General features: G+C 68.5%; 12 protein-coding genes. 8 read left to right on the forward strand and 4 right to left on the reverse strand.

The features are described from left to right. Positions 1 to 328 precede the first annotated feature (328 nt). Both ACFYOH_RS41300 and ACFYOH_RS41305 read right to left on the reverse strand, forming a co-directional pair. Positions 329 to 2,173, reverse strand: a complete 1,845-nt coding sequence (locus ACFYOH_RS41300; protein ID WP_388636569.1) for a trypsin-like serine peptidase — start codon at positions 2,171 to 2,173, stop codon at positions 329 to 331. A gap of 451 nt (positions 2,174 to 2,624) precedes the next feature. Further along, positions 2,625 to 3,080, reverse strand: a complete 456-nt coding sequence (locus ACFYOH_RS41305) for a DUF4232 domain-containing protein (RefSeq protein WP_388636571.1) — start codon at positions 3,078 to 3,080, stop codon at positions 2,625 to 2,627. Positions 3,081 to 3,355: 275 nt separating this feature from the next. Here ACFYOH_RS41305 and ACFYOH_RS41310 point away from each other — a divergent pair, with 275 nt between their 5' ends. From ACFYOH_RS41310 to ACFYOH_RS41320, 3 genes are all read left to right on the forward strand, one after another. Further along, the gene (locus ACFYOH_RS41310; RefSeq protein ID WP_388636573.1) at positions 3,356 to 3,583 is read left to right on the forward strand and encodes a hypothetical protein; all 228 of its coding nucleotides are present in this window, start codon (positions 3,356 to 3,358) and stop codon (positions 3,581 to 3,583) included. A 429-nt stretch (positions 3,584 to 4,012) separates the two neighbouring features. Next, positions 4,013 to 4,555: a GNAT family N-acetyltransferase gene (locus ACFYOH_RS41315; RefSeq protein WP_388636575.1), complete on the forward strand. Its 543-nt coding sequence runs from the start codon at positions 4,013 to 4,015 to the stop codon at positions 4,553 to 4,555. Between the two features lie 51 nt (positions 4,556 to 4,606). Continuing rightward, on the forward strand, positions 4,607 to 4,744 hold the full coding sequence (locus tag ACFYOH_RS41320) for a hypothetical protein (RefSeq protein ID WP_388636577.1): 138 nt from the start codon (positions 4,607 to 4,609) through the stop codon (positions 4,742 to 4,744). A 323-nt stretch (positions 4,745 to 5,067) separates the two neighbouring features. On the opposite strand, the gene ACFYOH_RS41325 is transcribed toward ACFYOH_RS41320, so the two are convergent. Beyond that, positions 5,068 to 5,685: a TetR/AcrR family transcriptional regulator gene (locus ACFYOH_RS41325; RefSeq protein WP_388636579.1), complete on the reverse strand. Its 618-nt coding sequence runs from the start codon at positions 5,683 to 5,685 to the stop codon at positions 5,068 to 5,070. Between the two features lie 69 nt (positions 5,686 to 5,754). On the opposite strand from ACFYOH_RS41325, the gene ACFYOH_RS41330 reads away from it, so the two are divergent. After that, positions 5,755 to 7,089 carry an alpha/beta hydrolase gene (locus ACFYOH_RS41330; protein ID WP_388636581.1) on the forward strand — a complete coding sequence of 445 codons (1,335 nt, stop codon included), beginning with the start codon at positions 5,755 to 5,757 and terminating at the stop codon, positions 7,087 to 7,089. A 957-nt stretch (positions 7,090 to 8,046) separates the two neighbouring features. Here ACFYOH_RS41330 and ACFYOH_RS41335 read toward each other — a convergent pair. Then, positions 8,047 to 9,066 (reverse strand): LacI family DNA-binding transcriptional regulator, encoded by a 1,020-nt coding sequence (locus ACFYOH_RS41335; RefSeq protein ID WP_388636583.1) that lies wholly within the window; start codon positions 9,064 to 9,066, stop codon positions 8,047 to 8,049. A 212-nt stretch (positions 9,067 to 9,278) separates the two neighbouring features. On the opposite strand from ACFYOH_RS41335, the gene ACFYOH_RS41340 reads away from it, so the two are divergent. Genes ACFYOH_RS41340 through ACFYOH_RS41355 form a run of 4 tightly spaced genes read left to right on the forward strand, consistent with a single transcriptional unit; the run spans position 9,279 to position 14,709 of the window. Next, a complete protein-coding gene (locus ACFYOH_RS41340) occupies positions 9,279 to 10,583 on the forward strand; it encodes an ABC transporter substrate-binding protein (RefSeq protein ID WP_388636585.1) in 1,305 nt (434 codons plus the stop codon). 9 nt (positions 10,584 to 10,592) lie between these two features. After that, positions 10,593 to 11,525: a carbohydrate ABC transporter permease gene (locus ACFYOH_RS41345; protein WP_388636587.1), complete on the forward strand. Its 933-nt coding sequence runs from the start codon at positions 10,593 to 10,595 to the stop codon at positions 11,523 to 11,525. Continuing rightward, positions 11,525 to 12,343 (forward strand): carbohydrate ABC transporter permease, encoded by an 819-nt coding sequence (locus ACFYOH_RS41350; RefSeq protein ID WP_388636589.1) that lies wholly within the window; start codon positions 11,525 to 11,527, stop codon positions 12,341 to 12,343. The genes ACFYOH_RS41345 and ACFYOH_RS41350 overlap by 1 nt, the downstream gene beginning before the upstream one ends. Beyond that, positions 12,340 to 14,709, forward strand: coding sequence for a beta-glucosidase (locus ACFYOH_RS41355; RefSeq protein ID WP_388636591.1), 2,370 nt, complete (start codon positions 12,340 to 12,342; stop codon positions 14,707 to 14,709). Before ACFYOH_RS41350 ends, ACFYOH_RS41355 begins: the two co-directional genes overlap by 4 nt. Positions 14,710 to 14,724 lie beyond the last annotated feature (15 nt).

Here is a 14,724-nt window from a genome sequence, read left to right on the forward strand (position 1 = left end):
ACGGTGGCCGCCTTGCGGGTCACGGCGTCGTCCCAGCAGGCTCCAACTAACGCCCTGTGGACAGAGGGCACAGATTTCTGCTCCCTTATCCACCATGGTCGGCCCGACCACGAGCCCGACCATGACCCCCTTGTCCGGGTCGGCCACCACCCCGACCACCGCCGTCTTTCATCAGGGGCGCTTCGCCCGGCTCCGTCACCACGGCGTGGACAGGTACGGCCCGGAACGGCGTGGCGGGGCCCCGGCTGAGGACAGGTCCCGGTTGAGCACGGCGAGGCGGATGGTGCCGACCGCACTCAACCAGTTTCGTAGGGCTCGGACCGCTTCCTCAGGCTTTGGGAACCAGGTTGTGCTCGGTGCCCAGGGTGCTCATGCCGGTGTCGGCGTACAGCGTGGTCTCGCCGTCGGACCAGCGGACGATGAGGTCGTCAGTGCGGTGGTTGGGGGTGAAGTCGCCGGTCGTCATGACTGTGTTGTGGGTCCACAGGTCGTTGGGGTTCTGGATGCGTGCCTCGGTGCCGAGGGCGGAGGTGGTGGTCCCGACGTAGTTGTCGAGCTCGCCGTCCGACCACTGCACCATCAGGTCCCATTTCTGGTTGCCGGAGTACTCGCCGGCGGTCAGCAGTGTGGCGTTGGTCCAGGTGGAGTTGGAGTCCTGGAGCTTGTGTTCCTGTCCGAAGCCTCCGGCGCCCACGTTGGTGTAGAGGGTGAGTTCGCCGTCGGACCAGCGCACCATCAGGTCCGTGACGTAGGTCGAGGAGCCGAAGCGGCCTGCGGCGATCTGGGTCGCGTGCTCCCAGATGGTGTGGGGGGCGGCCAACTGGGTGCCGGGCACGTTGAGGCCATTGGTGCCGACGTCGCCGTAGAGGGTGACCTCGCCGTCGGACCAGCGGACCATGAGGTCGAACTGGTTCGACCCGGTGAAGTCGCCCGCGGTGATGGTCTCCGCATGGGTCCAGGTCGAGTTCGGGGCCAGCAACTGCCGTTCGGAGATGAAGTGGCCTTGGCCGTCGTTGGTGTAGAGGGTGACCTCGCCGTCGGTCCAGACCACGATCAGGTCGCTGTGTCCGGCGCCGTTGAAGTCGCCGGCGGCCATCAGCTTGGCATGCTCCCACGTCGTCCCGCTGCCCATGGAGTAGGGCAGGGGCGGCTGGTGGTAGGGGCCGTGGTCGGTGTGCAGGCCCTGCTGGGCGTCGTCGTAAAGCTGGAAGAACCGGTCGCCGTGCAGCGGGCTGTAGGTGATGCGGTTGTACAGCGGATTGTCGGTCTTCACATCGGGACCACCCTGCAGGAAGCCGCCCACGTTGCCGATGATCTCGCCGGTGTCGCCGGAGGCGTCGAACTTGGAGAACCACGGTCCGCCGGAGACCCCTCCCCACATGCCGGCGCAGTCGATCTGCATCTGGTTGTAGGCCGGCAGCGGCGTCGTCCAGACATTCGGGCAGTGGAACGCGCGGTCCTGCGCATCGTACTTGACCATGGGATAGCCGATCACGGTCACCTGGTTGACGAACCCGGGCGTTCGGGCGAGGGTGTTGGCGCCGCCGACGACGTCCTGGACGTTGCGCCCGCCGTTCTCCTTCAGGCTCGCGAAGGCGAAGTCCAGATCGGAGTTGGCGCTCCGGTCCGAGGCGTACTGGGAGTCGCGGAACCACTCCTTGATGGGCCAGATGCCGTACTGCTGGTCGCCCGCCGACTTGGTGTGGTCGTACTTGGGCACGAACGCCGCGTTGCTGCCGAGGCAGTGCCCGGCGGTGAGGATGAGGTTGCGCCCGGGGCTGCGTACCACACTGGCCGTGCAGTGATGGGCTTTCATGTCGCTCGTGGTGGTGAAGAGCGTGCCGACGGATTTGATGCCGTCGAAGTGCTCGCCGTTGATCCCGGTGGCGACGGATCGCTTCCGGTGCGGCGCCGTCCAGCCCTGCGGCTGAGCGATGCGACCCGAGGGGTCGGTGGCCGAGGCCATGCGCTGGGGCGTCCAGAACCGGATGGCGTCCTGAACCGTCCAACTGCCGCTGTTGGCCGACGAAGGCGTGAAGGACGCCGAAGGGCTCGCGACGGCCGTCGTGTGGTCGGTGCGGTTCGGCTTGGCCGTCACCTGTCTGGTGGTGGCCGGGGCAGATGCGGCGGCTCGGGCCACGGCGGCGTTGCCCAGCAGAAGTGCGGCGCACAACGCGAACACACTCCCCGCTATTCGTGTATTATGCAACTTAATTTGCTCCAGATAAGGCAGGCCGGAGAGCTCCACGAGTCCGGGCCACGCACAGAATGGACGGCCGGCGCGGAGTGCGCGGCCGGTCTTGCCGGCGAGAAGTTCAGTTCCTCGCCACGGAGCGGAGTGTCGGCGTTTCAGCCGTGGCGGCTGATCGTGCTCGCCGGTCAGGCACACCGGGCGTCATGACAGATGAGATGCTCGGCAGACGGCCCGGCTCGGGCCGTTCGACGCGCGGGCCCTCATGTGTGGACAGGCCGGGACGCCCCCATGATCCAGTCCAGCGCACAGTGCACCCCCCGATGCGTTCCCCCTGCCGTCCCGTGAGACGGCATCGCGGTAGACCGTGGTCAGCGGTCACCGTTGCCATGATCGCACAACAATCGAACGTACGTACGGCTTTTGTCGCCGTCTACCGCGGATGGGGTGCGCCCACGTGAATGGTGTCGCAGAACACCGGGGTCACATGCCGGCCGTGCGGGTCGGTGATCTGCAGCGAAGCGCCATAGTCGGTGGACGCGGGGTGCGGTGGCAGCACCTCGATGCGCGGGGCGTCGTCGACGGGGATGGCGCAGGAACCGTCTGCGGAAGGGTATGCCGGGTAGAAGAGCGGGAAGTCCACCGTTTTGGCATGGTTCAACACCAGCTGGACCGGCGCCTTGGCCTTCGGCTCCGACCAGACGGCAGGGCCTTTGCCGGCGTACGCCTGCACCTTCGGATAGCCGTCGAAGGCGCAGGGCGCGGCGCTGGTGTTGGTCGCGCTCAGCAGAGCCGTCGGCGCCTTGCTCGGCTTGTCGGCGAGGAGTGTCAGCTTCCATCGCAGCTGCGCGGTCCCGCATGCGGCTCCCGCCGAGGCCGTGGGGGACACACTCGTCCGTCCCCCGCCGGGGGTCGCCGCCGTCGCCCGGGACGACGGCTCGGCGCCCGGCTTCCTGGCGTCCGGATGCGCTGGACCGCACGCCACAGCAGCCGCCATCACCGTCAGGCTGATAGCGGAGACTGTCGCTGTCCGCCGTGCCACGAGAACTCCCCCTGGGAAGCGACCCTGCGGAGGCCGGGTGCCACCGCTCCTGCCTCCCGGCCAGGGAGATGCATTCGCCCCCGCGAGGGTTCCCCCGAAGCGGCACCCTGTGACGCGGACACGTGGACACCCGCGTCGTCGATGTTGAGGTCGAACTCCCCCAACTCGCCCGCGGGCAACCTTCCCTCCACCGGCCCCTCACCCGCCGCCCGGCACACGACGGCACCGGGCCCTCCGCCGTCCATCATGATGTGACCCACACCCCCGCCCGTTCCGTCATGGCCCTCGACCGGCTCGAAGTCCCCGTCCGCAACCGGCTCGAACGCCTGCAGCAAGCCCCACACCATTGACGGCTTCATAGCGGGCACCGGCCTGACACTCAACGACCCACCCCTCGCCCTGACATGCCGAAGGCGGTAAAGATCTCTACCACAAGTCTCCCTCATATTCTCCGCACTTCCTTGACGATCATTCAGGCAACCGATGATTGTTGTGTCCATGTCGCTCCCGGGTGGGGGCGGAGGGGGAGGGAAATACGTGAATGCCGTACTGACTCGCACATGCACTTCTTCCTCCCCGACTCCGCGCCCCACGGCCCCAAGCCGTCCCCACCTCCGGCGGAGGGGTGACAAGGAGGCAGAGACGCATCGCGCGGGGTTGTCCTGACGGAGTTCGGCCGATACGAGCTCGCCGACACTCCCCGGTCGAACCCGCGGGGCTCGTCTGCCGCCGGCGGAAACTCAGGTGGCCTCAACGCATCATCAGGGTAGAGTCGGGCGGTGCCCGAGCTGAAGCCGCTGCATGCCGGCCATGCCCCGGCGGTCCTGGCCTTCGAGCTGGCGAACCGCGCCTACTTCGCTGCCTCGGTCTCCGACCGCGGAGACGAGTTCTTCGACCAGTTCGCCGACCGGTACAGCGCCTTGTTGACTGAGCAAGAGGCCGGCATCGGCGCCTTCTACGTGCGCGTTGCCGAGGATGGCTCGATTCTGGGCCGGTTCAACCTGTACCGCTTCAGGGATGCCACTGCTGAGCTCGGTTACCGGGTCGCACAGCACGTCGCCGGCCGCGGCGTGGCGACCGCGGCCGTCCGGGAGCTGTGCCGGCTGGCGGTGGCGCGGCACGGGCTGCGCACACTGCGGGCGGCCACCTCCCGTAACAATGCCGCGTCCCAGAGGGTGCTGACCAAGACAGGGTTCGTCCCGGTTGGCCCGGCGGACCCGGCCGACCTCGGCGGTAAGCCGGGCACCTGGTATCAGCTCGAGCTTGGCGGCCGTGGTGCGGATGCGGTTGCCGGTCAGCTCGGGGCCGGGTCCGGTGAATGACCAGCAATGAGATCCGGTTCGACTGCCGGCACCGGGGCGACGGCGGTCCGCGTGATCTGGGACTCTTTCGAGCAACCCCATCGCAAGACCCGCGAGTACACGGCATTCGGTCCGTTCCAGTTCGACCGTCATCAATACGATGACGCTCTGCGCGTGCTGAACGCCGCAATCGTCTCCGACGAGACGTGATCCGCACCCGCCGGCGCTAGTTCAGAGAAGCCTGCATCCGCTGCCCCGTTCTCCAGATGGATCCCCGCCAGAGGCCACGCCTCATCGAGATCGTCCAGAACCTCCGCGAGCGCATCACCGAGGCCCGCGCCAACGGCTGGCTCGGCGAGGTCGAGGGACTCCAGGTCAGCCTCGACGCTGCGATGGCCAAGCTCAACAGCCTCAAACGGGCTCCGACCGATGGCCGGCCGCAGCTGGTGGACCTTGGCATGCCGGTCTTCACCGACGATGCATCCCGCCCCCGGCAGGGACCGGGAGGGCCCGGACAACGGGCCCTGATCCTGTCAATGAGCGAGTTCGGCTTGGCGAAGGCTGCAGAACACCGATGGGGTCGTCCATCCGCGCAGCGTGGCGTGAATCGTCGAGCGGAATGCGGCCTCGGCCGTGGCGGCGTCGAGGGCCCCGGCCAGTTCGAGAGTCACCAGTCCGTGCAGGGTGGCCCAGATCGACAGGGCGATCGACGTTGCATCGCCGACGAGGACGGACGCCGCCAAAGCGCGATCGATCGCCGCGAGGAGCGGAAGGATCGGGTCACTGGCACCGACCTCCCCCGACGGGTCGAAGGACTGCACACCACCGAACAGCACCGTGTACAGGTGGCTGTGTCCGCGCCCCCACCGACGGTAAGCGACGGCCAGCGCGTAGAGGTCGGCGAGAGGGTCCGCGGAGGTCTGCGCCGCCGACAGGTCCTGGAACAGGCCAGCAACGGCTCTGTCGCGCACCGCACCGATCAGCCCGTCCTTACCGCCGAACAAGGAATACACCGCCGTCGTCGACGCCTCGGCAGCAGCGGCCACGGCGCGGACCGTGAGCGACTCCCGCGGACGGGTGGCAAGCATCTCGGTCGCGCACTCCACAAGCCGCTCTTTGACGGCCTCGTCGTTTGTTCTCGGCCTACCCACGGCCGGCAGCCTACCTCTGTTTGATAACGTCGTTTTGAAACGGTGTTCTGAAACTGTCGGAGGTCCGCTGTGCCCACATCCGCCATACGTCTTGTCCGCTTCACCGGACGCTTACTGCTGGCCCTGGCCGCCGTCGCGATGCTGGTCGTCGTCTTTCTCGCACTGATCGCCCTCACAGACGGGGCAGGCTCGGGACTCGCCGCATGGTTGCCGACCCTTGGAGTCGGGGCCGTCCTCGCGGCGTGGCGGGGCCGGCGCCGCACTTGGCCGGCGCGGCTCGCGCCGTTCCTGCCGGTGGCTGTCGCGGCAGCATTGACGGCGTCGGTCTGCATCCCGGCCGTGCCGACGGCCCGGCGGTACCCGCCCGCCCTACCCTTCGTGACCACGCAGCACTGGAGTCTGACCACGGGCAGCCGGGTCGCGGTGTACCAGTACCCGCCCGCGCACCCCAGCCCCCGGCATCCCATCCCGCTCGTGTACCTCAACGGCGGACCGGTCCGTGGCATCTCGGTGCTCGACCACCGGTTCCTGCAACTCCTGGCCCGCCAGGGCTACGACGTCTACACCTACGAACAGGCCGGCGGCGGACGAAGCGACCTGCTCCCCATGGGTCAGTACACGATCTCCAGGTCGGTCAGCGACCTCGCCGCCTTCATTGACCGCCTGAACAAAGGCAAGGTCGACATCCTCGGATTCTCCTCAGGCGGGGCCGTGCTCACCCGAGCCCTGGCCGACCCGCGCGTCGCCGCACGCCTGCACCGGGCGATCATCGCCGAGCCCGGCCCCATGGACGGCCCCACCGCACACATCACCGGGCACAAGGGCCGAAAATCCGCACGCGGCCTCGCGCCGGCCCCGACCGGACCGCGATCGACGCACGTCCCCCGGTACGCCGTGGCATTCGGCCTCATGCGACTCGGACTGCTCACCCCCGACACCGGACTGATCGGACAGGCCGAAGGCGACAACGCCTTCACCGCCGCAGACCTCGGCAGTGACACCGCATCCGCCTACTGCGCACGCGACGCGCACCGCATCCCCGCCGAGGACACCGCACAGAACTTCTCCTTCAGTCCCGCCGCCAGCCTCCGCATCCAGCAGACGGTCAAGGACTCACCCTCCATCGCCTCGCAACTGAGGCAGTCCCGGACCCCCGCGATGCTGATGATCGCCGAGTGCTCCTCCCAGGTCCGTCAATGGGCGACCACCGTCCTTGCCAATGACCCCGCCATCCAGCGCACGCAGTACATGCCCGGAGTCGGACATCACATGTGGAACGGCCTGGACGACAACAACGACCGAGCCGCCGCCGTCATCACTGCTTTCCTTCAGGACAAGCCAGCCCCCCTGCCGAACCACCCGACCCGCGACGAGATCCCTACCTTCCTGCGCGACCACAAATGAAGACGCTGCAGCCCGTCACCGGCAATGGCGGGCGAGACTCGAGGCCGACCGCCCCAAACCCCAACGCCCGTTTGCGCGCCGTGCGCGTGGACGAACTGCAGAGGTCCCGCCAGGAGTTCGCGAAGCTCATCGTGGAGACAGGCGAGGAGATGGGTGAGCCAGTCGCCTGCACCGCGCGCCTCGTGGCGGCGTGGGAAGACGGCGACGTTCAGCTCCCCAGGTCGGTCTGCCGGCGGATCCTCACCCGGCTGACTGGACGCACCATGCAGGAGCTGGGCTTCAAGCTCAGCACCCCGGCCCGCCCCGGCGTACCGGCAGGCACGGCGAACGCAGAGGAGGAGCAGGTGAACCGCCGCGGGTTCATGGCCGACAGCGCAGGCGCGGCCCTGTCGCTCATTCCCGTCCTCTCCCCACGGGATGGGGCCCCGCCGGGCCGGATCGGCGCCGTCAACGTGCGTGCCATGGACACGGCCATGGCGAAGTTTTACGCCCACGCCCACGACCACGGGTCAGCCGCCATGCGTCGTGACGCCTCCGACGCCCTGCACACCGCCTCCTCGTGGCTGCAGGAAGGCACCTACACGGCGAAGACCGGCAAGCGGACCACATCAATCCACGTCAGGGCAGACACAAGTACCTCCAGCGCACGCCACGGGATTTACCGCGCCCCCGGCGCGCACCGAATGTGCGCTGAATCGCTGACCAGCACAAACCCAGCCCCCCACTCGGTTTCGAGAAGCCCTCTTAACACCGCTCACCTGGGTTCCGTTGGGGCTCGAGTCGTCCCAGGGCATGCCGTTGCGGGAAGTGGGACGCGCCCGAAGCAAGCGATGTTCGCGGGGCACACCTGGCTGGCAGCCGACAGTGGGGCAGGACGGCGGGAATGGCTCCAGAGCCCGCGGTGCGCGACCGGAGCGATGCGTCACGTGCTGTCGAAATTTCGAAGGTGCCGACGACTCAGTGGCGGCCGGCGGTCGGGGGCTGGGCTGTGCTGCTGCGCTCGACCAGGCTGGTGGCCAGGTCAACGCGCAGCGCGGACGGTGGGTTGCCGCGGGCGAGCTCGATCACCATGCGCGCGGCGACCTCGGCCATCTCGGTCAGCGGCTGGCGGACGGTGGTCAGAGGTGGGCCGACCCAGCGGGCGATGGGCAGGTCGTCGAAGCCGACGACGCTGAGATCCTCCGGGATGCGTAGGCCCAACTCCCGCGCGGCCTCGTAGACGCCGAGCGCCTGCAGGTCGTTGCCGGTGAAGATCGCGGTGGGCCGGTCCTTGAGGCGTAGCAGCTCCAGGCCCGCCCAGTAGCCGGTTTCGTGGTGGAAGTTGCCCTCGCGGATCAGTGCGGGATCGAAGGCGACGCCGCCCGTCTCCAGCGCGGCCCGATAGCCGTCAATCCGGGCGCGGCTGCACATCATCCGCCGTGGTCCGGCGATCATGCCGATGCGCCGGTGGCCCAGGTCGAGCAGGTGGCGGGTCGCGGCGAGGCCGCCGTTCCAGTTGGTTGTACCGACCGCCGGCATGTCCTGACCGGGGTCCCCGGCCGGGTCCATCACCACGAACGGGATATCACGACTGGTCAGCTGCGCCTGCTGGGCCTCGTCGAGCCCCGACAGCACCAGGACCACGCCGGTGGGGCGGCGGGCGAGCACCCCGTCCATCCAGGACTGCCCGAGGCTGAGCCGGCCCGAGGATTCCGACAGGACGACGCTCATCCCCTCTTCGCGGACGACGTTCTCGACCCCGCGGATGACCTCCATCGCCCAGGCGCTCTCGAGCTCGTGGAACACCAGCTCCAGCAATGGGCTGGACGGGGTGCTGTTGCTGCGTCGCCGCTGGTAGCCGTACTGATGCAGCAGCTCCTCCACCCGCTCCCGGGTGGCGGGGGCGACGTCCGCGCGGCCGTTGACGACTTTCGAAACAGTCGGCGTGGACACCCCCGCCTCGCGCGCGATTTCGGCGAGTGTCGCCGCTCTGGTCACGAGCCCCTCCTGTGCTGCCCTGGTGTGCGAAGTACGTAGTCGTTGCGGCTGTACGAGACGGATATTAGCTGGTCAGGGCCCCGAGCCGGTACGGCCGAATCGAGATCTTCCAAACCCTTGACGGAGATCGATGTTACGCCTAGGTTTCCCGCATCATTCGGCAATCTCTTCGAAAGTATCGACGGAGTGGCAATCCAATGGGTTCTCTTCGCATGACCGTTCGCAACCGTGCGACCCGGAACAGATTCGCCGCAGTAGCGGCAACGACCGCGCTGGTGCTCGGTCTGACCGCCGCGTGCGGGTCCAGCGGCGGCTCCGACTCCGGGACGATCCACGTCCTCGTCTACGGGGACGCCGCGAACAAGGTCGAGAAGCAAATCGTCGACACGTTCAACAAGACCTCGAAGGTCAAGGCGGTGCTGGACACCATTCCGGGTGCCGACTACCAGCAAAAGCTCAACACGATCATCAACACCCCGCAGGCCCCGGACATCTTCTTCAACTGGGGCGGCGGCAGCATCGCGCCCTTCGCCAAGAAGAACCTCCTGCTCCCCCTGGACGACATGATCGCCAAGGACCCGGGGCTCAAGGCCAACTTCCTCCCCTCGGTGTTCAACACCGCGGTGGTCGACGGCAAGTCCTACGGTGTCCCGATGCGCGGCACGCAGCCCGTGCTGCTCTTCAACAACAAGAAGGTCCTGGCGAGCGCCGGCCTGAGCGTCCCGCAGACCTGGGACGACCTGATCAACGCCGTCAAGGTGCTCAAGGCCAAGGGCCTGACCCCGATCGCGCTCGGCGGCGGCGACCAGTGGCCCACCCTCATGTGGTTCGAGTACGTCTTCGACCGGGTCGCCGGACCGGGCCTGTTCCAGAAGGCGCTCGCCGGTGACAAGAGCGCGTGGGCGGGCCCGGACAGCCAGAAGGCTCTGGGCATGCTGAAGCAGCTGGTCGACGCCGGCGCATTCGGCAGCAACTTCGACTCGGTGAAGTTCACCGACGGCGGCTCCCCGGCGCTGCTGGCCAAGGGCAAGGCCGCCTTCGAGCTGATGGGCTCCTGGGAGTACTCCACCCAGCAGTCAAACAATCCCGACTTCGCCAAGAACGACCTCGGCTACAGCGCCTTCCCGACCGTCAGCGGCGGCAAGGGCGACCCGAACAACGTCGTCGGCAACACCAACAACTTCTACTCCGTCCTGAAGAAGACCCGGCACCCCGACGCCGTGGCGGCCTTCCTCAAGCTCATGTACTCCGACGAGTTCGTGAAGGCCCAGCTCGGCATCGGCAACCTGCCGACCACCACCAACACGGCCAAGTTCCTGTCCACCTCGGCCAGCCCGGACTACTCGCAGTTCCAGTTCAACCTGGTCAAGGCGGCGCCGTCGTTCCAGCTGTCGTGGGACCAGGCCTACCCGCCGGCGGCGGCCACGCCGCTCCACACGGCCATTCAGAAGTTCTTCGACGGCAAGACCGACGCCAACGGCTTCATCCAGGCGATGCAGTCGCTGTCCAACTCCTGAGTAGGACCGATGAGCTCACTTTCTCTCGCAGCCGTGTCCGGCCGCCGCCTCAAGGCGCGCCGGGCCGGCGTCGGGGTGACCCGCCCGGGCTTCGTCTGGGCGGTACCCGCGACCTTCTTCTTCTTGTTGTTCGCGATCCTCCCGCTGGTGCTGGTCGCGGTGCTGTCCTTCACCAGCTGGGACGGCATCACCTCGCCGCACTTCAACGGCCTGGCGAACTGGACCAAGCTGATCCACGACCCGGTGATGACCCAGAGCGTCTGGCTCACCCTCGTGCTCACCGTGCTCGGGGTCGTGACGCAGACGCCCGTCAGCATCCTGCTGGGTGTCTGGGCGGCCGGCCCTCAGCGCAACCGGGCCGTGCTGTCCGCGATCTTCTTCGTCCCCCTGCTGCTCTCGGCGACCGCCGTCTCGGTGCTGTGGCGCGCCCTGCTCGACCCCAACTTCGGCATGCCGGGCCAGCTTCCCTGGCTGTTCGGCAACGGCAACCTGCTCGGCAGCCAGGCCGGTTCGATCGCGGTGCTGACCTTCGTCGGAATGTGGCAGTTCACCCCCCTGCACGCGCTGCTCTACCAGGGCGGCGCCCGCGCGGTTCCGCAGGTGCTCTACCAGGCCGCGGCGATCGACGGGGCCGGCACCGTGCGGCAGTTCTTCCACATCACCCTGCCGCAACTGCGCAACACTGCGATCACCTCGATGATCCTCATGGTCGTCGGCGGGCTGACCACCTTCGACACGGTGCTGATCCTCACCCAGGGCGGCCCCGGCACGGACACCACGGTCAGCGCCTACTACATGTACGAGCAGGGCTTCAAGGAATACGACTTCGGCGCCGGTTCGGCCATCGCGCTGGTCCTGGTCGTGGTCGCCACCCTCATCTCCCTGGCCGTGGTCCGGCTCTCCGGCTACGACAAGATGCGCAGCACGGCGGAGGGGATCTGATGCGGCAGCGCCCCAACTACCTTGCCGGGCTGGGCTCCCTGATATGGCTCGCTCTGATCGGCTTGCCGCTTTACGTGCTGCTGATTGCGACCCTGCGCACCACCTCCAACTACTCCACCCAGGGCCCGCTGAGCTTTCCGTCGCAGCTGACCCTGAGCAACTACTTCAACGCGTTCTCCAACGGCTTCGGCCAGGACTTCCTCAACACCCTGATCGTCACCGCCAGCGTCGTCGGCATCGTGCTGGGGGTGGTGCCGCCGCTCGCCTACGCCATCGTGCGCGCCCAGGGCCGGGCCATCACCGTCGTGTTCCGGGTTTTCCTGCTGGGACTCGCGATCCCCGCGCAGGCGGTGATCGTGCCGATGTTCTACGTGATCAGCCAGGCCGGGCTCTATGACCACCTGATCGGCGTCATCCTGCCCACCGCCGCGTTCTCGCTGCCGGTGTGCACCCTGGTGCTGACCGGGTCGATGCGCGACATCACCCCCGAGCTGTACGAGGCCATGGCGATGGACGGAGCCTCCCCATGGCGGGTCTTCAGGCAACTGGTCCTGCCGCTGTCGAAGGGCGGGCTCTCCTCCATCGTCGTCTTCTCGGCCCTGCAGGCCTGGAACGGCTTCCTCTTCCCGCTGATCCTCACCCAGTCGGACTCGACCAAGGTGATCACCCTCGGTCTGTACAACTTCCAGACCGAACACGGCGCCGACGTCCCCGGACTGCTCAGCGCCGTGGTGCTGTCCATGTTCCCCATCTTCATCGTCTACCTGTTCGCCCGCCGCGCCCTGGTCCAGGGGCTCATGGGGGTCGGAGGAAAGTGACCGGCAACATGAACCCCGCCGAGCTCGCCACCCCTGTGTGGCGGGACGTCTCGCTCGACCCCGCGGTCAGGGCCAACGCCTTGATCGCGGCGATGACCCTGCGGGAGAAGACAGCGCAGCTGGTCGGCGTCTGGGTGGGCGCCTCCGACGAGGGCGGCGAGGTCGCCCCGCACCAGCACGAGATGGAGGAGCCGCCGGACCTGGACGAGCTGCTGCCGCACGGTCTGGGCCAGCTGACTCGGCCCTTCGGCACCGTTCCCGTGGACGCCGCCGTCGGTGCGCTCTCGCTGGCGCGCTCCCAGCAGCGCATCGTTGCCGCCAACCGCTTCGGCATACCCGCGATCGCTCACGAGGAGTGCCTGGCCGGGTTCGCGGCCTGGGGGGCGACCGCCTACCCGGTCCCGCTGTCCTGGGGAGCGACCTTCAACCCCGAGCTGGTGCGCTCCATGGCCACCGCCATCGGGACCGACATGCGCGCCGTCGGCGTCCACCAAGGCCTCGCCCCCGTGCTCGACGTGGTGCGCGACGCCCGCTGGGGCCGCGTAGAGGAGACCATCGGCGAGGACCCGTACCTGGTCGGCACCATCGCCACCGCCTACGTGCAGGGCCTGGAGTCCGCCGGGATCGTCGCCACGCTCAAGCACTTCGCCGGCTACTCCGCCTCGCGGGCCGGCCGCAACCTCGCACCGGTCTCCATGGGCGCCCGCGAGCGCGCCGACGTCATCCTTCCCCCGTTCGAGATGGCGCTGCGCGAGGGCCGACCGCGCTCGGTCATGCACGCCTACACGGACACCGACGGCATCCCCTCGGCCGCCGACCAGGAACTGCTCACCGGTCTGCTCCGGGACACCTGGGGCTTCGACGGGACCGTGGTGGCGGACTACTTCGGCATCGCCTTCCTCAAGCTCCTGCACGGCGTCGCCGGAAGCTGGGCCGAGGCCGCCGGGCTTGCCCTCGCCAGCGGCGTCGACGTCGAGCTGCCGACCGTCAAGACATTCGGACAGCCGCTGCTCGACGCGGTCGAGGCCGGCACCGTCCCTGAGGAGCTGATCGATCGCGCCCTGCGCCGGATCCTCGTCCAGAAGGCACAGCTCGGCCTGCTCGACCCTGACTGGAACCCGGTTCCGCAGGCGCTCTGCGGAGCGGAACTGGCCGTTCCCGAGGCGCTGCGCGGCAGCGTTGACCTGGACCCCCCGGCCAACCGGCGGCTGGCGCGCGAGTTGGCGGAGCAGGCCGTCGTCCTGCTGCGCAATGACGGCACGCTGCCGCTCGGCCGCCCCCGCCGGATCGCGCTGATCGGCCCCAACGCCGACACGCCGACTGCCGTGCTGGGCTGCTACTCCTTCCCGGTGCACGTCGGCTCACAACACCCTGAGGTCCCGACCGGCATCGCGCTGCCCACGCTGCGCGAGACCTTGGCGGCCGAGTTCCCCGACGCCGAGATCTTCTTCGCGCCCGGTGCGACGGTCGACGGCGACAGCACGGCCGGCTTCGCCGAGGCGGTCGCGGCGGCCCGCGTCGCCGACGTCGTGGTGCTCGCTCTCGGGGACCGCGCCGGCCTGTTCGGTCGCGGCACCAGCGGTGAGGGATGTGACGCCGAATCGATGCAACTGCCCGGCGTGCAGCAGCAGTTGCTCGACGCCCTGCTGGATGCCGGCACGCCCGTGGTGCTCGTCATGCTGGCGGGCCGCCCTTACGCACTGGGGCGCGCCGACACGGAGGCGGCGGCGATCGTGCAGTCCTTCTTTCCTGGGGAGGCGGGCACCGAGGCGATCGCCGGCGTGCTGAGCGGGCGGGTGAACCCCTCCGGACGGTTGCCCGTGAGTGTGCCGCGGCACAAGGGTGTTCAGCCCTCGACCTACCTGGCCGCCCGGCTGGCCCAGGACAGCGACGTGTCCAGCACCAGTACCAGCGCGGCCTACGGGTTCGGGCACGGGCTCGGCTACACGGAATTCGAGTGGTCCGCGCTCGACGTCAGCGTCGCGGAGACCGGCACCGACGGCAGCTTCCGGATCGCCTTTGAGGTCCGCAACACCGGCGAACGCTCCGGCTGCGAGGTGGTGCAGTTCTACCTGCACGACCCGGTGGCCTCCGTGGTCCAGCCGATGCATCGCCTCGTCGGCTACCGGCGCCTCCCGCTCGAAACCGGGGAAGTCTGCCGGGTCCTCCTGGAACTTCCCGCGGACCTGGCCTCCTTCACTGGCCGCGCGGGCCGTCGCATCGTCGAACCCGGCGAGCTGGAACTGCGGATCTCCGCCAGCAGCACCGACCACCGCATCACGGTCCCGCTGCGCCTGACCGGCCAGGTCCGGGAGGTCGACCACACCCGCAGGCTGCACCCCGTCGTCACCGTCGAGTGCCGCTGACGCAACGAGAGCCGC

The organism is Streptomyces sp. NPDC007856 (assembly GCF_042868225.1).
GTDB lineage: Bacteria > Actinomycetota > Actinomycetes > Streptomycetales > Streptomycetaceae > Streptomyces.

Excerpts from the sequence above, each read along its gene's own strand:
- ACFYOH_RS41345 (WP_388636587.1), top strand. The coding sequence starts at position 10,593 with ATGAGCTCACTTTCTCTCGCAGCCGTGTCCGGCCGCCGCCTCAAGGCG.
- ACFYOH_RS41340 (WP_388636585.1), top strand. The coding sequence starts at position 9,279 with ATGACCGTTCGCAACCGTGCGACCCGGAACAGATTCGCCGCAGTAGCG.
- ACFYOH_RS41350 (WP_388636589.1), top strand. The coding sequence starts at position 11,525 with ATGCGGCAGCGCCCCAACTACCTTGCCGGGCTGGGCTCCCTGATATGG.